This is a genomic window from Bradyrhizobium sp. 31Argb, assembly GCF_043638955.1.
In the GTDB taxonomy this organism is placed as follows: Bacteria; Pseudomonadota; Alphaproteobacteria; order Rhizobiales; family Xanthobacteraceae; genus Bradyrhizobium.
The window spans coordinates 1-18,258 of sequence record NZ_JBEGDB010000081.1 but is presented as its reverse complement, the minus strand read 5'-3'; the positions used below and the strand labels follow the sequence as shown (position 1 = coordinate 18,258).

The 18,258-nt window shown below is 64.6% G+C and carries 18 protein-coding genes and 2 pseudogenes; 8 read left to right on the top strand and 12 right to left on the bottom strand.

Features of this window, described 5'->3' with window-relative positions; translation table 11 throughout:
- The first annotated feature begins 21 nt into the window (after positions 1-21).
- From exbB to AAFX91_RS17730, 4 genes are all read left to right on the top strand, one after another.
- Entirely contained in the window at positions 22-828 is an 807-nt protein-coding gene (exbB, locus tag AAFX91_RS17745; RefSeq protein ID WP_282527459.1) for a tonB-system energizer ExbB, read from the top strand.
- Positions 829-833: 5 nt separating this feature from the next.
- Positions 834-1,268 (top strand): TonB system transport protein ExbD, encoded by a 435-nt coding sequence (gene exbD / locus AAFX91_RS17740; RefSeq protein WP_394567285.1) that lies wholly within the window; start codon positions 834-836, stop codon positions 1,266-1,268.
- Positions 1,265-1,987, top strand: coding sequence for a TonB family protein (locus AAFX91_RS17735; RefSeq protein WP_394567279.1), 723 nt, complete (start codon positions 1,265-1,267; stop codon positions 1,985-1,987). The genes exbD and AAFX91_RS17735 overlap by 4 nt, the downstream gene beginning before the upstream one ends.
- Before the next feature lie 150 nt (positions 1,988-2,137).
- A complete protein-coding gene (locus tag AAFX91_RS17730) occupies positions 2,138-2,494 on the top strand; it encodes a hypothetical protein (protein ID WP_130579323.1) in 357 nt (118 codons plus the stop codon).
- Between the two features lie 353 nt (positions 2,495-2,847).
- Here the strand turns inward: AAFX91_RS17730 and AAFX91_RS17725 are convergent.
- From AAFX91_RS17725 to AAFX91_RS17680, 10 genes and pseudogenes are all read right to left on the bottom strand, one after another.
- Positions 2,848-3,530, bottom strand: a pseudogene (locus AAFX91_RS17725) (tyrosine-type recombinase/integrase); the annotation flags it as partial.
- A 191-nt stretch (positions 3,531-3,721) separates the two neighbouring features.
- A complete protein-coding gene (locus AAFX91_RS17720; protein WP_130579327.1) occupies positions 3,722-4,018 on the bottom strand; it encodes a hypothetical protein in 297 nt (98 codons plus the stop codon).
- Positions 4,011-4,280: a hypothetical protein gene (locus AAFX91_RS17715; RefSeq protein ID WP_130579329.1), complete on the bottom strand. Its 270-nt coding sequence runs from the start codon at positions 4,278-4,280 to the stop codon at positions 4,011-4,013. The genes AAFX91_RS17720 and AAFX91_RS17715 overlap by 8 nt, the downstream gene beginning before the upstream one ends.
- A gap of 308 nt (positions 4,281-4,588) precedes the next feature.
- Positions 4,589-4,669: pseudogene (locus tag AAFX91_RS17710) on the bottom strand (acyl-CoA thioester hydrolase); the annotation flags it as partial.
- The gene (locus AAFX91_RS17705; RefSeq protein WP_394567278.1) at positions 4,666-4,821 is read right to left on the bottom strand and encodes a hypothetical protein; all 156 of its coding nucleotides are present in this window, start codon (positions 4,819-4,821) and stop codon (positions 4,666-4,668) included. The gene AAFX91_RS17705 and the pseudogene AAFX91_RS17710, both read right to left, overlap by 4 nt.
- A gap of 55 nt (positions 4,822-4,876) precedes the next feature.
- Positions 4,877-5,797 carry a metallophosphoesterase gene (locus AAFX91_RS17700; protein WP_394567277.1) on the bottom strand — a complete coding sequence of 307 codons (921 nt, stop codon included), beginning with the start codon at positions 5,795-5,797 and terminating at the stop codon, positions 4,877-4,879.
- A gap of 213 nt (positions 5,798-6,010) precedes the next feature.
- Positions 6,011-7,054 carry a Holliday junction branch migration DNA helicase RuvB gene (ruvB, locus tag AAFX91_RS17695; protein WP_130579333.1) on the bottom strand — a complete coding sequence of 348 codons (1,044 nt, stop codon included), beginning with the start codon at positions 7,052-7,054 and terminating at the stop codon, positions 6,011-6,013.
- A gap of 145 nt (positions 7,055-7,199) precedes the next feature.
- Positions 7,200-7,817, bottom strand: coding sequence for a Holliday junction branch migration protein RuvA (gene ruvA, locus AAFX91_RS17690; RefSeq protein WP_028163700.1), 618 nt, complete (start codon positions 7,815-7,817; stop codon positions 7,200-7,202).
- A complete protein-coding gene (gene ruvC / locus AAFX91_RS17685; protein WP_130579366.1) occupies positions 7,814-8,341 on the bottom strand; it encodes a crossover junction endodeoxyribonuclease RuvC in 528 nt (175 codons plus the stop codon). The genes ruvA and ruvC overlap by 4 nt, the downstream gene beginning before the upstream one ends.
- Positions 8,342-8,530: 189 nt before the next feature.
- Positions 8,531-9,277, bottom strand: coding sequence for a YebC/PmpR family DNA-binding transcriptional regulator (locus AAFX91_RS17680; protein WP_130579337.1), 747 nt, complete (start codon positions 9,275-9,277; stop codon positions 8,531-8,533).
- A gap of 202 nt (positions 9,278-9,479) precedes the next feature.
- On the opposite strand from AAFX91_RS17680, the gene AAFX91_RS17675 reads away from it, so the two are divergent.
- The 4 genes from AAFX91_RS17675 to AAFX91_RS17660 all read left to right on the top strand — a co-directional run bounded on the left by AAFX91_RS17675 (position 9,480) and on the right by AAFX91_RS17660 (position 15,521).
- Positions 9,480-11,243, top strand: a complete 1,764-nt coding sequence (locus tag AAFX91_RS17675; protein WP_394567276.1) for a methyl-accepting chemotaxis protein — start codon at positions 9,480-9,482, stop codon at positions 11,241-11,243.
- A 258-nt stretch (positions 11,244-11,501) separates the two neighbouring features.
- On the top strand, positions 11,502-11,966 hold the full coding sequence (locus tag AAFX91_RS17670; protein ID WP_394567275.1) for a (2Fe-2S)-binding protein: 465 nt from the start codon (positions 11,502-11,504) through the stop codon (positions 11,964-11,966).
- Positions 11,967-11,976: 10 nt separating this feature from the next.
- On the top strand, positions 11,977-14,181 hold the full coding sequence (locus AAFX91_RS17665) for a molybdopterin cofactor-binding domain-containing protein (protein WP_394567274.1): 2,205 nt from the start codon (positions 11,977-11,979) through the stop codon (positions 14,179-14,181).
- Entirely contained in the window at positions 14,178-15,521 is a 1,344-nt protein-coding gene (locus AAFX91_RS17660) for a cytochrome c (protein WP_130579344.1), read from the top strand. Before AAFX91_RS17665 ends, AAFX91_RS17660 begins: the two co-directional genes overlap by 4 nt.
- Before the next feature lie 95 nt (positions 15,522-15,616).
- On the opposite strand, the gene AAFX91_RS17655 is transcribed toward AAFX91_RS17660, so the two are convergent.
- Together AAFX91_RS17655 and AAFX91_RS17650 are read right to left on the bottom strand one after the other, a co-directional pair.
- Entirely contained in the window at positions 15,617-17,074 is a 1,458-nt protein-coding gene (locus AAFX91_RS17655; RefSeq protein WP_130579346.1) for a hypothetical protein, read from the bottom strand.
- Between the two features lie 194 nt (positions 17,075-17,268).
- A complete protein-coding gene (locus AAFX91_RS17650; protein WP_130579348.1) occupies positions 17,269-17,919 on the bottom strand; it encodes a LysE family translocator in 651 nt (216 codons plus the stop codon).
- Positions 17,920-18,258: the final 339 nt, after the last annotated feature.

The following is an 18,258-nucleotide window of genomic DNA, read 5'->3' as shown; positions in this document are numbered from 1 at the left end:
ATTGAGACGAGAAAGAACGAGATGAAATACAGCAAAACAAAGCCTCAGCGCAGAATTTGGCTCCGGCTGCTGCCGAGTGGCCTCATTCTTGCGGCCCTCGCCATCCACTCGCAGCCTGCGGTCGCGCAAGTTCCGGATTCCCTGCTGCCGCGGAATCTGTCGCCGTGGGGAATGTTCCTCAACGCCGATATCGTCGTGAAGGCTGTCATGATCGGGCTCGCCTTCGCCTCGCTCGTGACCTGGACGGTCTGGCTTGCCAAGACCATCGAACTGCGCGTCGGGAGGGGCCGCGCGCTGCGGCGGGTGAGAATGCTGGAGGAAGGCGGCGGCCTCACGGAGGCGGCGCATGAATGCAATGGCGACCGCGATGCTGTCGCGCAGCTGATCCTCTCGACGGCGCGCGAGGCGGAACTGTCCGACGGTATCGTCGACGACGGCTTCAAGGAGCGTGTCGCGCTTCGGCTGGAACGTGTGGAAGCGGCGATGACGCGAGAGATTTCGCGCGGCATTGGCATTCTTGCCACCATCGGCGCGACGGCCCCCTTTGTCGGCCTGTTCGGCACGGTTTGGGGGATCATGAACTCTTTCATCGGCATTTCGGAATCCCATACCACGAACCTGGCGGTGGTTGCGCCCGGCATTGCCGAGGCGCTGCTCGCCACCGCGCTCGGGCTTGTGGCCGCTATCCCGGCCGTCGTGATCTACAACCATCTCGCCCGCGTGATCGCCGGCTATCGCGCGCTCCTGAGTGACGCCTCGGCGCAGCTCCTGCTTCTGATCAGCCGCGGGCAGCCCCGCGATGTGGTCCTGCCACGCGCTGCGGAGTGATCGCCATGGCCGTCCGTCTTGGTTCTCGTTCGAACGGCGATGATCTCGAGATCCAGCACGAGATCAACGTCACGCCCTTTATCGACGTGATCCTGGTGCTGCTTATCATCTTCATGGTAGCCGCGCCGCTTGCGACCGTCGACATCGGCGTAAACCTTCCCGCGAGCACGGCACCCGAGCAGCCTCGCCCGGACAAGCCGGTTTTCGTCACGATCAAACCGGACCGGACCATTGCCGTCGGCGAAAACGTTGTGGCGCGCGAAGCCCTCGCTCGTGCGCTGGATACTGCCACCAACAACCACAAGGACGAAACGATCTTCGTCCGAGCCGACAAGTCGCTGAGCTATGGCGAGCTGATCGAGGTTATGAACACCTTACGGGACGCCGGCTATCTCAAGCTTGCCCTGGTTGGGCTTGAAGCGCCGGCGACGAAGCCATGAACGCCCACGCCCTGCATCTGCCTGACAATCGCGGCCTATCACGTTGGATGCTAGCGGCGCTGGCAATCCTGCTCGCGCATGCCGCAATCGTGGCCGCCATTGCACTGTGGTATTCCCGCAGGCCCGTCGAGCCAAACATCATTCCTGCGATAAGCGTGACCCTCGCCCCAATCGAAGCTAGTTCGCCCGAGGTCCAGAACCAGGACATCGCGGTCGGCCCGACCATGCAACAGGCGGAGGAGACACCCAAGGAGCAGCCCAAGCAGGAGCAGCCAGTCGAGAAGGTCGAACAGCCGCCACCTCCGCAAGCACAGGCCGAAGTCACCCTGCCTCAAGAGACGCCAAAGCAAATCGAGGAGCCAAAGCCGCAGGTACAGCCGCTCGCGCCCGAGACGCGCGCGCCGCCGAAGACGGAGCATGCCGGTCAGTTCTCACAGGCAAGCGCGAAGGCCTATAACGCCCTCGTGTTCGGTCATCTACAACGCTTCAAAAGGTACCCGGCGGCGGCGCATGGTGCCTCGGGAACGACGGTGCTGCGGTTCGACCTGAATCGTGCGGGGGAAGTGATCGCAAGCGAAATATCCAAATCGTCAGGCAATACAGTGCTCGACCGGGAGGCGCTCGAACTGCTTCATCGCGCCAGTCCCTTCCCGCCCTTCCCGGCCGAGAAGCCCGGAGCGCGCGATAGCTATCTCGCACCGGTCGCTTTCGCGCGCTGACGCCTGCGGCGAGATCCATAGTTTCGTCGGGATGAGGATTGTCTATGCCGAGGACGCGTGATCTCAGGGAGCAATAGACCGCACGGTCAGAGTAGTAGACCAGCCCATTTGCCTCGGTCGGATTGTTAGCCACTCACAGAGGAGTGCCGAATGACAATGCGAACCTCGTTGTTGGCCCTTTTCCTTCTGCTTTGCAGTGTGGCGACGGCTGCTTCCATGGGCAGCGCCGTCACCAAGAATGATCCTTGGAATCCTCATCATATCGACGATCTGCCTGCCGAAGTTCGACAATATATCGCGGCCATCTGCAAGGGGCCTCCGAGCGCCCAGAATGATTTTGCAACCTACTCTCCGCACGAGAAGCGCTGGCGGATCAATCTCGAATACCTTCGATGCGACGGTTTGGGCCAATATCGTCGAGGAAATCAATGTCTGGATGTTGACTTCATTGCTGTCGGCTCGCATTTCCGGCTTGCCAGAAGGGACTACAGAGACTGTGGCTTCTAAATCTCGGTCGGTGATAAGACTCCATTTCCACTGACCAGTCGCTACAGCGGCGCGCGCGTCCACGGTTCGTAGCTGCCAAGGTCGACCTTGACGTGTGTGCCTGACATCTCGCCGTTTAGTCCTTCTGGGATCTCCGGCGACGTCCGCTCTTGACTACACCGCCGAATGAGGACGCGCTCGCACTCTGACGCGTAGCCGCTCTTCACGCATCCGGTCAGCCCTCCCGGATTTGATGACAGCACTGCGCTACGCGACGGGCTAGAGATGGGCTGCCATATGGTATTCCCCTTAGCGGCCGAAGATACTCGCCGCCTCAAAGCGATTGCGTCATGGTTGATGTTGGCCAACGGCACCTAGGCAGCCAAGCGGCCCGCCTCTTCGGCCTCGATCGAATCGGCGCCCGAAGCCCTCTTCAGAAAGCGAGCCAGCGCGGCCTTTCGCGAATCGCGGTCCAACGCGTAGGCGGTTTGCTTGAACTCGATGCCGTCAAGGAGCCCTTGAATATAGCCAGAGATCGTATCCGCAGCCATGATGAGCGCCGTGTCAAGCGTATGGATGTACTTGCTTGTCACCAAACCCTTGGCATGGCCGACCAGCGCCGCAATGGTCACCTCGGTAAAGCCGATATCGTTGGCGATGCTCGCGAAGCTGTGGCGTAGGACGTGAGGAGTAATTCGGATAGTGGGGAGTCCTCGAAGAGATGCTTCCAATGGTTCGGGAAGCTGCCGAATGCGTTGTCCTCGCCCTGCCCCGGGAAGACGTGTGTGCAGACATTATCCGGGCGCCGTCGCTCGAGATATTCGACGACTGGCAGCCCTATGGGGCGGATGGATTCACCCTCCTTACTGTCGTCCAACCGCAAGCAACTCGACTCGGTGTCCGCTTCCGTCCATTTCAAGCCGATCATCTCGCTGCGTCGATAGCCCGTCAGCGCGAGCTGGCGAGAGATGTCCACGATCGTGGCATATTTCTCGTGCCTGGCTGCGTCGCGGAGCATCCGACCGAGTATTCGGTATTCAGCCTCCTGTGCCTCACGCTGACCCGCTCTCGCGCGCACCACACCTTCCAGTTCATCCATGGCGGAGGTCGAGACCGCGCAGGGAATCTCCTTCTCGCCGTCGAGCATCGAGAACAGAACGACCATCCTGTCGTATTCGTAAGCGATGAAGCGACCGTGCGTGAGCGTCATGTCAGCCACTCCTTCATAAGCGTGCCGCGGTACCCGACTCAGCTCTGCTCGGCAAGCCGGACAAAATCCTCAAGCACGGCTGCGACGAGATCGCGGTGCCTTGTGTCTTCGGGCGGCAGGCCCGCGGCGTACAGCTTGAGTATATAGCGCGCCTTGGCGGCCGCCTCCGGCCATGACGCGGCGGGAATTGACAACAGATGGTCCTCCACCTCGGCCCGGCGCTCGCGCAGTTCCCGTGCATGGGTCTCGACCTCCGCGAGCGCACGGCGGATGTCGGTTGCCTTTTGCGCCGTCACGCCGCGGTGACTGTCGAGATCGAGCGGTTCGTCAGCCATCGGATGCGCTCGCGTCGATGCGTTGGGCGTCGGCCAGATCGACAGAGCCGATCGAGACCACCTGCATCGCCAACCCGCGCGAGCCTTCCACCGGCACCTTGATCATGGTGGCGACGCGGCGGAACGCCTCGAACGATAGCCCCTCGATCGTCTCCTCGTCGATGACGACCTCATAGGCGCCGGCGGGCAACAGTCTATCGATGCCCCTGACCCGGAAAGAGTTCTTGAAGGTGACGACTTCGCGTCGGGAACGGACGGTCATGCGCGCTACCTTAGAAACTCTGGCCGGTCGTGGTGCGGACCCAACGATGATTGCGTCGATCGTCCAGGCGCTGAAGTCGAGCCGGTGATCGGTCCGTCGGGTGCGGTCCTGGTGATGATGGCCGAGATGAGGGACGCTTTCCGTAACTTGGTCGACTGCATTATAGTGCATCCGGTGCGCAAGCGGATGCCCTACGAATACACACCGTACCTGAATGCCGCTGCCCTTTTCAGCATGAAGCTTTTCTCAGAAGACCGCCACAAAACAGGAACGATGAGTACTGCCTAATACGACAACGTCCAGTCAGGGAAATCCGTGTCCTCGTAATAGACGCGGACCTGCATGTGATGGCGGCCGTCGCGGACCTCGCCGTCGAGGGAAACGTTCATTTTGAACTCGACGCCGCGCGTTCGCGAGCCTGCTCCAGAAACTCCTCCAAATCCCAGGGGACAACCCGTCCAGCCTCGACGTCGGCCATCCCTTCGTCGATCGCCGCTCGGAGAGCGTGGAGCTTCTCGGTGTCTTCGCCAGTCAAACTCATGACGCCAATGCTAACAGCTTGCGTCACAACTGCACAGAGACCAACCAATATAAGCTTACGCCATCGCCGGCCCGGACTTGCCGAGCGTCACCAGTACGATCTCCGGGGGAACGCCGATGCGGAACGGCATGATGCTGCAGCCGAGGCCGCCGGAGACGATGACGTCGCAATTGGTGCGCAGGTGGCCGTAGGCGAGCTCGACGCCCTGCCGCGGCGGCACCGCGGGCGACCAGCCGAGCAGGCGGACCTGGCCGCCATGGGTATGGCCGGACAATTGCAGCGCCACGCGTGAGGGGACGCGCAGCGCGACGTCAGGCTCGTGTGCCAGCAGGATGACCGGCGCATCGTCCGTGACTTTCGCGAGCGTCGCGCCGAGATCATCGACGCCGATACGGCGCACGGGGCGGAAACGCCGTGCCGGCATATAGGCGAGCTGATCGCCGAGGCCGGCGAGCCAGAACGGGCGGCCGGCCTTGGTCAGGCGCTTTGCATCGTTCTCGTAGACCGGAATGCCGTTCGCTTCGAGCGCGCGATGGGCCACCGTCAGCCCCTGCCCCTCGCGCTGCACGGTCTTGTCGTCCCAGTAATCGTGGTTACCGAGGATCGCGTGCACGCCGAGCGGCGCCTTGAGGTTCGCCAGCACCGCGGCCCATTCGCTTGCTGGAATGAAGCGCGTAACATGGCGGTGGCCGGCGACGTAGTCCCCGAGCATGACGATGATGTCGGGCTCAAGTGCGTTGGTGCGCGCGACGATCGTCTCGATGCGCTCCAGCGACATCCAGGGATCGCAGGCGTGCAGGTCGGCGATCACGGCGATCTTCAGCGGGAAGTCCACCGGCCATCGCGGTGGGGTGAGATGGTAACGCGTGACGCGGAGCCGCAAGACCGGCTCGACGCCAAAGCCATAGGCCGAGGTCGACGCAGTGAGGGCGGTGAGGCCGCCGATGGATCTGAAAAATTGACGCCGTGAGAACATGGGGATGATCGGTGATGCCCCTCGTTGATGGGGTCCGATTGGAGCGGAATTGCGGTGCGTTTGTGCAGATTGTCAGGGGTTGTCCAGCACGAGGATGTGAACGCGCGATTCCGTAGCCCGGGTGGAGCGCAGCGCAACCCGGGACTCCTGCGCCAACGTTTACGAGCGGCCCCGGGTTACGCTTCGCTCCACCCGGGCTACGGGAATGCAAAATCAATCGTCGTCGTTGCCGAACAGGCCGAACTGCGAGGGATCGCGCGAGGGCTCGGCGAGGCCGAGATGGCGGAAGGCGTGCGAGGTGAGGAGACGGCCGCGCGGCGTGCGCTGCAGGTAGCCGCACTGGATCAGATAGGGCTCGATGATGTCCTCGATCGCATCGCGCGGCTCCGACAGCGCCGCCGCCATCGTCTCGACCCCGACCGGCCCGCCGCCATAGTTCATCGCGATGGTGCTGAGGTAGCGGCGGTCCATCGCATCCAGGCCGGCGGCATCGACCTCAAGCGCGGAGAGCGCGTGATCGGCAATAGCGCGGTCGACCGACGTGGCGTCGGCTGCGGACGCAAAATCGCGGACCCGGCGCAGCAGGCGGCCGGCGATGCGTGGCGTGCCGCGGGCGCGGCGGGCGATCTCGTTGGCACCGTCAGGACTCATGCCGATGTTGAGCACGCGGGCGCCACGGGTGACGATCTTCTCCAGCTCCTCCTCGGTGTAGAAATTCAGCCGGATTGGAATCCCGAAGCGGTCGCGCAGTGGATTGGTGAGCAGGCCGGCGCGCGTGGTGGCGCCGACGAGGGTGAATTTCGCCAATTCGATCTTCACCGAGCGCGCGGCCGGGCCCTCGCCGATGATGAGGTCGAGCTGGAAATCCTCCATCGCCGGATAGAGCACCTCTTCCACCGCCGGGCTCAGGCGATGGATCTCGTCGATGAAGAGGACGTCGCGCTCTTCGAGATTTGTCAGAAGCGCGGCGAGATCGCCGGCTTTTGCAATCACCGGGCCGGAGGTGGCACGAAAGCCGACGCCGAGCTCGCGCGCGACGATCTGTGCCAGCGTGGTCTTGCCGAGACCCGGGGGCCCGACAAACAGTACATGGTCCAGGGCCTCGCCGCGCTTGCGCGCGGCCTCGATGAAGATCGAGAGATTCTTGCGCGCCTGCGCCTGGCCGACGAATTCGGACAGCGATTGCGGACGCAGCGCCGTGTCACCGACATCATCGGCGCGACGCTCGGGCGTGACGATGCGGGAGGGCGGGTTCACGACGCCGGCTCCGTGCCGATCGTAGGGTGGGCAAAGCGACTTGTCCGCCGTAGCTCGAAGAGCGAAGGCGGAAGCGTGCCCACCATGACGAGCGGAGTGTTGATGGTGGGCACGCTCCGCTTTGCCCACCCTACGGTCTGAGCATTCACTTCGCGAGCTCCTTCAGGCCGAGCCGGATCAACTGCGCCGTTTCCGCCTGCTCGCCTGCGCTGCGCGAGGCGGCGGCGATGGCGGCGGCGGCTTGCGGCTGGCCGTAGCCGAGATTGACGAGGGCGGAGATCGCGTCCGTCACCGGACGCGGCGCGCGCTCATTGTCGATGGCGCCGGCAAGATGGACCACGGCGGGATCGACATTGGCAAAGGCGGGCGCCTTGTCCTTCAACTCGCTGACGATGCGCTCGGCGACCTTCGGGCCGACGCCGGGTGTGCGGGCGACCGCGGCCTTGTCACGCAGCGCGATCGCGTTCGCAAGGTCGGAAGGCGGCAGCGTGCCGAGCACGGCGAGCGCGACCTTGGCGCCGACGCCCTGCACGGTCTGCAACAGGCGAAACCATTCGCGCTCGTTGTCGGTGCGGAAGCCGAACAGCTTGATCTGATCCTCGCGCACATAGGTCTCGATCGAGAGCACCGCGGCCTCGCCCGGCGAGGGCAGCGCCTGCAGCGTGCGCGCCGAGCAATGCACCTGATAGCCGACGCCGCCGACATCGAGGATCACGTAGTCCTCGCCGTAGGAGTCGATGAGGCCTTTCAATTTGCCGATCATAGGCTGGCTACTCTCAGCCGCAGCGCGGTGCTTTGGCGGTGATGGGCATGCGTGATCGCAACCGCGAGTGCATCGGCGGCGTCGGGCGATTGCGGCTCGGCCTTGGGAAGCAGGATCTTCAGCATCACGGCGATCTGGTTCTTCTCGGCGTGTCCGGCGCCGACGACGGTTTTCTTGACCTGGTTCGGCGCATATTCGGCGACCTCGATGCCGAACATTGCAGGCGCCAGCATGGCGACGCCGCGGGCCTGGCCGAGTTTCAGCGTCGCGACGCCGTCCTTGTTGACAAACGTCTGCTCGACCGCGGCCTCTTCGGGGCTGTAGTCGCCGAGCACCGCAGCCAGCCCCTCATGGATCGCGAGCAGCCGGCTCGCCAATGGCAGCCGTTCCGACGGCTCGATCGAGCCGCAGCCGACGAAAACCAGCCGGTTGCCCTCGACTTCGATCACGCCCCAGCCGGTGCGGCGGAGGCCCGGGTCGATGCCGAGGATGCGGGTGGGCTTGCGAATCGGCTGGACTGTCATGGAGTAGTGATAACCGCTGCGTTTCGAGAACGAAACACAAACGGGGAGGTCATGCACGGGGAAAGCGACCACCACACCCACCCCGTCATGCCCGGGCTTGTCCCGGGCATCCACGTCCTTCAGCACGCGTGGAAACGCGTGGATGGCCGGGTCAAGCCCGGCCATGACGGCATCACGAGAGAGATGAAGTTAGCCGCCCATCTTCGCCATCAGCGCGTCCGAGATCTCGAAATTGGCGAAGACGTTCTGCACGTCGTCGTGCTCGTTCAACAGGTCGATCAGCTTCAACAGCTTCTCGCCGGTCTCGTCGTCGACGGCGATGGTGTTTTGCGGCTTCCAGGTCAGCGCCGCCTTGCGCGGCTCGCCGAATTTCCCTTCCAGCGCCTTGGCGACCTCGCGGAAGGATTCCTGCGAAGCGTAGACCTCGTGGCCGCTTTCGCTCGACACCACGTCGTCGGCGCCGGCTTCGATCGCGGCATCCAGCATCGCGTCGTCGGAAGCGACTTTGTGGTCATATTCAATGATGCCGGTGCGGTCGAACATGAAGGCGACCGAGCCGGTTTCGCCGAGATTGCCACCGGACTTCGTGAAGTAGGAGCGGATGTCGGAGGCGGCACGGTTGCGGTTGTCGGTCAGGGCCTCGACGATCACGGCGACGCCGCCGGGGCCATAGCCCTCGTAGCGGATCTCGTCATAGTTCTCGCCCTCATTGCCGGCGGCCTTCTTGATGGCGCGCTCGATATTGTCCTTCGGCATGTTTTCCGCCCGCGCGGCAACGATCGCGGCGCGCAGCCGGGGGTTCATGGCGGGGTCGGGGGTGCCGAGCTTGGCCGCGACGGTGATTTCGCGGGCCAGTTTGCCGAACAGCTTCGACTTCTGGGCATCCTGCCGGCCCTTGCGGTGCATGATGTTCTTGAATTGGGAATGGCCGGCCATGCGAGGTCCCTTGGGAATCGTCTTTCGAAAAAGGGGATGAGGCGCGGCGTTATAGGCCCCCGACAGGCCAAAATCAAAGACTTGCGGCGTGATCTGGCATGCCGGCCGTGCCGCCTGCCGGAAAATCAGGCAGCCGTTAACCACGACTTCACCTACGAATGAGAGAATCGGACAGTCCATTTCAACTTGCAAGAGAACCCAAATGGCGGCGTTCGGTTTGTTTCGCAAGCGAGTGCCGGAGCCGGTGGTGGCTGTCGAACCGAAAGTTCCGGCCGCAACGGTGCCAGCGCCAGAGGATAACACCTCCCCCGATACCGGCTCGGCCCAGGAGATCCTGGAACTGCTCGAACTCGAGCTCGGCGGCTTGATCCGGCAGCTCGAGCGCGCCGCCCAATCGGTGGCCGGCGGGGCCGAGGCGACCGCGGCGACGCTTGCCACCATCCGCGAGCGCACGGATGCGCTGACCGGCCGCACCAATGCGGCACAAACCACGGCCGAGACCTTCTCGCAGGCCGCCGACAAGTTCACCGATTCGGCGCAAGGAATCGGCGCGCAGGTGCGCGACGCCGGCCGACTTACCGACGAAGCGGGCGCGGCGGCCCGCGAGGCCCGCGCCAATGTCGACCGGCTGCGCGAATCCTCCGCCGCGATCGGCAATGTCGTCAACCTGATCGCGCAGATCGCGCGGCAGACCACCCTGCTCGCCCTCAACTCGACCATCGAGGCCGCGCGCGCCGGCGCCGCCGGCAAGGGGTTCGCGGTGGTTGCGACCGAGGTGAAAGCGCTAGCGGTGCAGACCCAGGGCGCGACCGAAGAGATCACCAGGAAGATCGAGGCACTGCAGAAGGACGCCGCGGGCTCGGCCGATGCCGTGCACCGTATCGCGCAGTCGATCGAGGCGATTCGCCCGGTGTTCGAGCATGTCCGCGGCGCGGTGACCGAGCAGCGTAAGACCACCGGCGAGATCGCGCAGAATGCCGCCTCCGCCTCGAGCTTCATCGTCGCGGTCGGCGACGGCGCCGCGGAGATCGATCATGCGACCAGGGAGGCCGAAGCGCATGGCAAGGACGTCGCCCAGGCCGGCCGGGCGGTGACCAGCTTTGCCCAGAAGCTGAAATCGCGCTGCGCGGTGCTGCTGCGGCAGGGCGAGCGCGAGGACCCGCGCAAGGGCGAGCGGCTGCCCTGCAACCTCAAGCTCGAGATGCAAGCGCGCGGCAGCATCATCACCGCGCCGGTCTATGAGATATCCATGGACGGCATCCTGATCTCAGGACCGGAGGCCGAACGGCTGCAACTGCACCAGAGCCTTGCCGCCACGCTTGAAGATGTCGGCGCGGTCAAGATCCGGATCGCCGACAAGACCAAGGCCGGCGCGCAGGCGCGCTTCGAGGCGCTGACCTTGGGGCTGCTCGAAAAGATCGAAGACAAATTATGGGCGATCCGCGACGAGAACACCGAGTTCGTGATGCGCGCGATGGAAGCCGGCGTGGCGCTGACCAGGATCTTCGAGAACGGGATCGCGAGCGGCGCCCTCACGATCGAGGACATGTTCGAGACTGATTATGTCGAGATATCCGGCACCAATCCGGTGCAGTACCGCACAAGGATATTGGATTGGGCCGACCGCGCGCTGCCGCCGTTCCAGGAGGCGTTCCTCGCCAAGGATCCGCGGATGGCGTTCTGCGCCATGATCGATCGCAACGGCTATCTGCCGGTGCACAACAAGATCTATTCGCACCCGCAGCGGCCGGGCGATGTCGCCTTCAACGCCGCCAACAGCCGCAACCGTCGCATCTTCAACGATGCAGCGGGGCTCGCCGCCGGGCGCAACCAGCGCGCCTATCTGATCCAGAGCTACGCCCGCGACATGGGCAACGGCACCACGGTGATGATGCGCGAGATCGACGTGCCTGTCCGCGTGCGCGGCCGGCACTGGGGCGGCTTCCGCACGGCCTATAAGCTCTGACGGCCGCTTTTCTAAGCAGTTGCTGCACTGCTCGGCACTTCAGGCCGTCTTTTCAAAACGCACGGTTCTTTGGTGCGGCCGTCATCCATTCTCGACAGCATGTCTTAGAACACGATTATGTGATGACGATCGTCATCCTATGCATCGCTAGCACGAACTAGCATTGCGAAACATGTCCTCGCTTCCTAGCTCGTCGCGATGCGATACGGTTTCGTTGACGCGTCCGCTGCCCGCGGCCGCTGAATCTGGGGTATGCTTATGACAACGATACTCACCATCAATGGCGAACAGAAATCCTTCGACGCGCCGCCCGAAATGCCGCTGCTCTGGGTGCTGCGTGACATCCTGGGGATGACCGGCACCAAGTTCGGCTGCGGCATCGCGCAGTGCGGCGCCTGCACGGTGCATATCGACGGCAAGGCGGTGCGCTCCTGCGTGCTGCCGGTGAGCGCGGTGCGCGACCGGCCGGTGACCACGATCGAGGCGGTCGGCAATTCGCCTGTCGGCGCGAAGGTGCAGAAGGCCTGGCTCGATCTCGAAGTGATCCAATGCGGCTATTGCCAGTCGGGCCAGATCATGGCGGCGGCAGCCCTGCTGGCTGCGACGCCGAACCCCGACGATTCCGATATCGATGCGGCGATGGCCGGCAACATCTGCCGCTGCGGCACCTATGTGCGGATCCGCGAGGCGATCAAGCAGGCCGCTTCCGGCCGCCAGTCGTAGGAGGCGCATCATGCTGACAGCAGAGAAACTCCACCAGGAAAACAGCACCGGCGGCGTCTCGCGCCGCGCGCTCCTCACCGGTGGGCTCACCACAGGCTTTTTGCTCGCTTTCCATCTGCCGCTGCGCGCGGCGAGCTATGCCATGAACGAGCCGGTGCAGCCGCCTGATGTAACCGCGGGCAAGTTCGCGCCGAATGCGTTCATCCGCATCGACGAGACCGGCAATACCACGCTGATCATGCCGCAGGTCGAGATGGGCCAGGGCACCTACACCTCGATTTCGATGGTCCTCGCCGAGGAGCTCGATGCCGATTGGACCAAGGTCGCACTGCTGCACGCGCCGCCGAACGACAAGCTCTACGGCAACCCCACCTTCGGCCTGCAGGTGACCGGCAACTCCAACTCGATCCGCGCCTGGTGGAAGCCGTTGCGCACCGCTGGCGCCACTGCGCGCGCCATGCTGGTGCAGGCCGCGGCCGCGGAATGGCAGGTCGATCCTGCAAGCTGCACGGCGTCCAAGGGCGAGGTCACCCATGCCGCCAGCGACCGCAAGCTCGGCTATGGCGCGCTGGCGCTCGCCGCGCAGGGCCAGACGCCGCCAAAGGACGTCCCGCTCAAGGACCCCAAGGATTTCGTCTATATCGGCCAGCCCTTGAAGCGGCTGGATACGCCGGAGAAGGTCAACGGCAAGGCGGTCTATGGCATCGACGCGCTGCTGCCCGACATGAAGTTCGCGACCGTCGCCGCCTGTCCCGTGTTCGGCGGCAAGGTCGGGAAAGTCGACGATACCGCGGCGAAGAAAGTCCCCGGTGTGCGCAAGATCGTCGTGCTCGACGACCTCGTCGCCGTAATCGGCGATCACATGTGGGCGGCCAAGAAGGGCCTCGAAGCGCTCAAGATCGAATGGGACGAAGGGCCGAACGCCAAGATCGGCTCGAAGGAAATCTGGCAGCATCTGCGCACCGCCAGCGAGAAGGACGGCGCGGTTGCGAAATCGGTCGGCGACATCGCCAAGGGGCTTGCGACCGGTGACAAGTTCGAAGCCAGCTTCGAGATGCCGTTCCTGGCGCATGCGTCGATGGAGCCGATCAACGCCACCGTCCATGTCAAGCCGGATTCTTGCGAGGTCTGGACCGGCACGCAGATCGTGAGCCGGGTGCAGTCGGAAGCAGCGAAGGCCGCCGGCCTTCCGGTCGAGAAGGTGATAGTCAACAACCACCTGCTCGGCGGCGGCTTCGGCCGCAAGCTGGAGCCGGACATGGTCGTTGCCGCGGTGAGGATCGCCAAGCAGGTCGATTACCCTGTGAAGGTGGTGTGGACCCGCGAGGAGGACATCCAGCACGACGTCTATCGCCCTGTTTATCGCGACACCGTCACCGCGACGCTGGTCGACGGCAAGGTAGCGGCGTGGAAATACAAGGTCGCCGGCTCGGCGGTGCTGGCGCGCTGGCTACCGCCGGCATTCCAGAAGGGCATCGACATCGACGCGATCGATGCCGCCGTCGATGCGCCCTATGACATCCCGAATTTTCGTGTCGAATATGTCCGTGTCGAGCCGCCGGCGGTGCCGACCGGCTTCTGGCGTGGCGTCGGCCCGAACAACAACGTGTTCGCGGTCGAATGCGCGATGGATGAGCTGGCGCGCAAGGCCGGCAAAGACCCGGTCGAATTCCGCCGCGCCATGCTGACGAGCAAGCCGCGGGCACTTGCGGTCCTCAACTCCGCCGCGGAGAAAGCTAATTGGGACCAGCCGCTGCCGCCGCGCGTCGGCCGCGGCGTCTGCCTGCAGCCGTCGTTCGAGACCTTCATCGCGACCGTGGTCGAGGCCGAGATCGACGAGATGGGCGAAGTGGGGCTGCGCCGTGTCGTCTCGGTGGTCGATACCGGCATCGCCGTCAATCCTGATACCGTGAAGGCGCAGCTCGAGGGCGGATTGATCTTCGGGCTGACGGCAGCGCTCTATGGCGAGATCACCATCGACAAGGGCCGCGTGCAGCAGTCCAACTTCCATGACTACCGCATGCTGCGCATCGACCAGATGCCGAAGATCGAGGTGCACGTGGTCAAGAGCGGTGAGCCGCCCGGCGGCATCGGCGAGACCGGTGTCAATGCCGGACCGCCCGCGTTGCGCAACGCGATTCTTGCCGCAACTGGCGTAGCGCTGCGGCGGATGCCGATCGACCGTTCGCTGATCGCCGTGGGGAAGAAGGCATGAGGCCGGCAATGCGTATCCTGTTGAGCCTTGCCGTGATCGTCATCGCGGCGGTGGCGGTCGGCGTCTGGATCGTCCGTGGTCCTGGCCCGCTTGATTTCTCCGGTGGCAACAAGGTGGCCGTCGCCGACTACCGCGCCGGCAAGCCGACCGGCGCGCCAGTGGCGCTGGAGAAAGCGAGCCAGGTTGAGCGCGGCGAATATCTGGCCAAGGCGGCGGACTGCATGGTCTGCCACACCAAGCCGGGCGAGAAGGAATATGCCGGCGGGCTGGCCTTCAAGCTGCCGTTCGGCACGCTCTATTCGACCAACATCACCCCCGATAAGGAAACCGGCATCGGCAATTACAGCGACCAGGATTTCCTGAACGCGGTCCAGCGCGGCAAGCGCCATGACGGCGCGATGCTCTATCCAGCGATGCCCTATGCGTCCTACACCTACATGACGGATGCGGACGTGCTAGCGGTGAAGGCCTATCTGTTCAGCCTGCCGCCGGTGCGTGCGCCGGCGCCGGAGAATACGCTGGCGTTCCCGTTCAACCAGCGCTGGGCGATGCTGTTCTGGTCGGCGGTGTTCAACCCGGACACGCGCTTTGCGCCCGACACCTCAAAGAGCCCGGAATGGAATCGGGGCGCCTACCTCGCCGAGGCGCTCGCCCATTGCGGCGAGTGCCACACGCCGCGCAATCTCGGCTTCGCGCTCGACAACCGCAAGAAATTTGCCGGCGCCGTGACGGCGGGCTGGCGCGCCTTCAACATCTCCTCCGACAAGGCCACCGGCCTCGGCAATTGGAGCGATGAGGCGCTCGTCTCCTACCTCTCGACCGGCCATGCGCTCGGCCACGGCGCCGCTTCCGGGCCGATGGGCGAAGCAGTCGACAACAGCCTGAGCCAGCTCGCGCCGGAAGACGTCCGCGCCATCGCCGTCTACCTGCGCAGCGTGCCGCCGCAGCCCTCGCCCGACCTGCCCGCGACCACGGCGCCTGCCGCGCCCGCCTCGCACAAGGAAGGCGTGACCGCGGATGCCCGCGGCAAAATCGTGTTCGAGGGCGCCTGCGTAAGCTGCCACGGCTGGACCGGCGAGAGCCTGGTGTCGCCGACGGCGACGCTGACCGGTTCGTGGGCGGTCAACGATCCGGCGGCCACCAACGTCGCGCAGATCGTGCTGTCAGGCACCAAGCGCACCACGCCCGACGGCGCGCTCTCGATGCCGGCGTTCGGCAACGCCTATTCGGATGACGAGATCGCGGCGGTTGCCAACTATGTCACTGCCCGTTTCGGCGCCAAGGGCTCGAAGCTCACCGCGAAGGATGTCGCGGAGCTGCGCCAGCAGACGGCGCAATAAGCCTTGTGCCGTAGCCCGGGTGAAGCGCCAGCGTAACCCGGGACCGCCGGTAGATGTTGATAGAGATGCCCCGGGTTGCGCTTCGCTCCACCCGGCTACGGGAATCCGCGAACAGAGGCCGCGTGATCAGCTCCTATCGTCTCGGTCAGTTCGACGGCGAAAAGGGACAGCATGAGGCCCACCATCGGCACTGCGGGAATCAGATATCGCGAGACGTCGAGAGTGTGAGCGGCGGCGGCGGTCGCGATCGAAGCCGCCCACATCACGACCACGATGCCTGCGCGCGTCACGAAAGCTGGGCACCGACGCCGCACGGCGGCTACCGTCCAGAATATGACGGCGATAACGAAGGCAGCGGACAATGCCTTGAACAGATAGGTGGCGATGCCCGGGAAATCGGACAACAGGCTGATCCGAACTGATCCGCCTTGCAGATCGATTTGCTCGGGCGCCCGGCCGTGCCGCGCCATGATCTCGGACACGTGCGGCACGTCGTCGCTGGACACCGGTATGACAGGCTCGAGTGCATAAGGCGGCCATGCCGACGCGAGGCCATAGGCCATCTGACGGACGAACTTGCCTGCGTAGGCCAGCGGCCGGTCGCGCAGGGCGGCCAGGAAGATGCGCCAATAGGCTGCCGCCGCACTGACCGCATTTCCGGTGTTATCGGCGAGATCCCGATCCGGTTCGGTGTCGAAGAGGCACGCGTCGCCGAAGAACCCGAGCACGGGCCAGCGGCCCGGCTCCGCGGCGAAGTCGGCGGCAAGCCGCTCCATCGTGGCATCGGCGCGGTCGCCCGCCGCCGATACGATCTCGCGTCGCGCGGCGTCGCTTGCAAGCACGATGTTCAGGTGATTGCAGAACAGTGTCTTGGGGACGAACACGGCCGAGGCCTGGTCGGAGTTGGAAGCTCCGAACCGGGAGCCGGCGAGGAGGAGCGCCAGCGCTGCGGCGACGGAGACGGCCATCACCGCAAGGCGCGCGGGCGTGGCCGGCCGCGCGAGAGGCACGCCTACCAGGATGGCAGCGATCGGAACGAGGAGTCCCTGCGATCTCAGGCACGCCGCGACCGCCGCGCACAGGATGGAAGCAACGACCGCGCAGCATCGCGCCGCTCCATCGACGCAGGCGGCAACGAGCAATCCGGCCGTTGCCAGATTGAGGAAGACCGCGAAGAGAAGGTCCGCGGTGAGAACGTTCGTGAACAGCAGCAGGCCCGGATAGATCGCGACCAGGATGATCGGCACCAGCCCGACGGCGCTGCGCGTCGCCGTCTGCGCGGTTATCGCAAGCGCCAGCATCAGAGCGGCCCAGGCCGCCTGCTGCAGACGCACCACTGTTCCGAGGTCGCCTCCGAACGCGAACGTCATGGCCAGGAATGTCGGGTAGCCCGGATCGCGCCCACCCGCCACGATCGGCTGTCCTGCCTCGAGCGTGCGCAGCGCGGATTCCACGAAGGGCGGCGTGTCGCCCCAGATGACCGGGACCGCCGGTCTGAACGACACGAGAATTGCCAAGAACAGCGCGGAGAGCAGCGCGGCCCACGCCAGCACGGCCCATGGCCGCCACGGGGACCCGACGCCGCCGAGGGAGATGGCTCCGCCCCTTGTATGCGCTGGAGCTTCACGGTCGGACCGCACGATCACCGTCCACGGGATGAGATCCCGCCCCGGGCTTCATGCTAGACCAGGAAGCGCTACAAGACCATCGAGCGGTGGCAGGTCGTGAAAGCAGCGCAGCCCGGCAATCAGTCGGCTGGGCGCTTCGCCAGAACGAGGCCGATGCCGAGAGCGATCATCGCAGCTCCCGACGCCTCTCGCAGGCGGCGGATCAACGCGGGACGTGTTGCTGCGCCTTCGCGGATGCGGCTCGCCGCAAAGGCGACCACGATATCGGCGAGGGTGTTGAGCGCAACCGACACGAAGCCAAGCACGACGAACTGCACAGCGACGTGGCCTTCGGCCGGGTCCACGAACTGCGGAACGAAGGCAAGGAAGAAGGCTGCTGTCTTCGGGTTCAGCGCCTCGACCAGCACGCCTTCACGAAACGCCCGCCGCGGTCCGATCGGCGGTGCGACGGTTCCACCGTTCAAACCCGCCGACGTGTCCCGGCGGGCGGACAGGAAAGTGCGAAGGCCTATCCAGATCAGATAGGCGGCACCGATCAGCTTCAGCGCGGTGAACAGTTCCGCGCTCGCCAGCACGATGGCAGAAACGCCCAAGCTGCCCGCGACGACGTGGACCATGCCACCCAACCCGGTGCCAACGCTGGAGGCCACGCCTTCCGCACGGCCGCCGGCGAGCGTGCGTGCAGCGACGTAGAAGATGCCCGGACCGGGCGTGACGGCGAGCACTAATGCCGCGGCGAAGTAGAGGGCGAGTTGAGCAAGGTCTGGCATGACGATCGGCTTTACAGCATCACGGGCCCAGCGCCCAGAGCGCAGATCCTGATCAAACGTCCCACGGATCTTGTGCAGCAGATCATGCGCTTTGTGCCTGCTCGCTCCGGACATATGTCCTCGCCGCGTTAACCATGCAGGAGCGCGGCTGAACAATGGTTCGACGCTTAATGCGCGCTTAACGCTTTTGCGGGACACATAGAGGATCAGCGCAAAATCAAGTCGCAAGAAGTGCGAGTGGAAGTCTGCCCTACCCCGAGGAGTAGGGGAATCGCATATGGCCTTAGGGGGTATTGCATAGCGGAGCGAATTGGATTCTTCGGGTGTCTCCCGATTCCC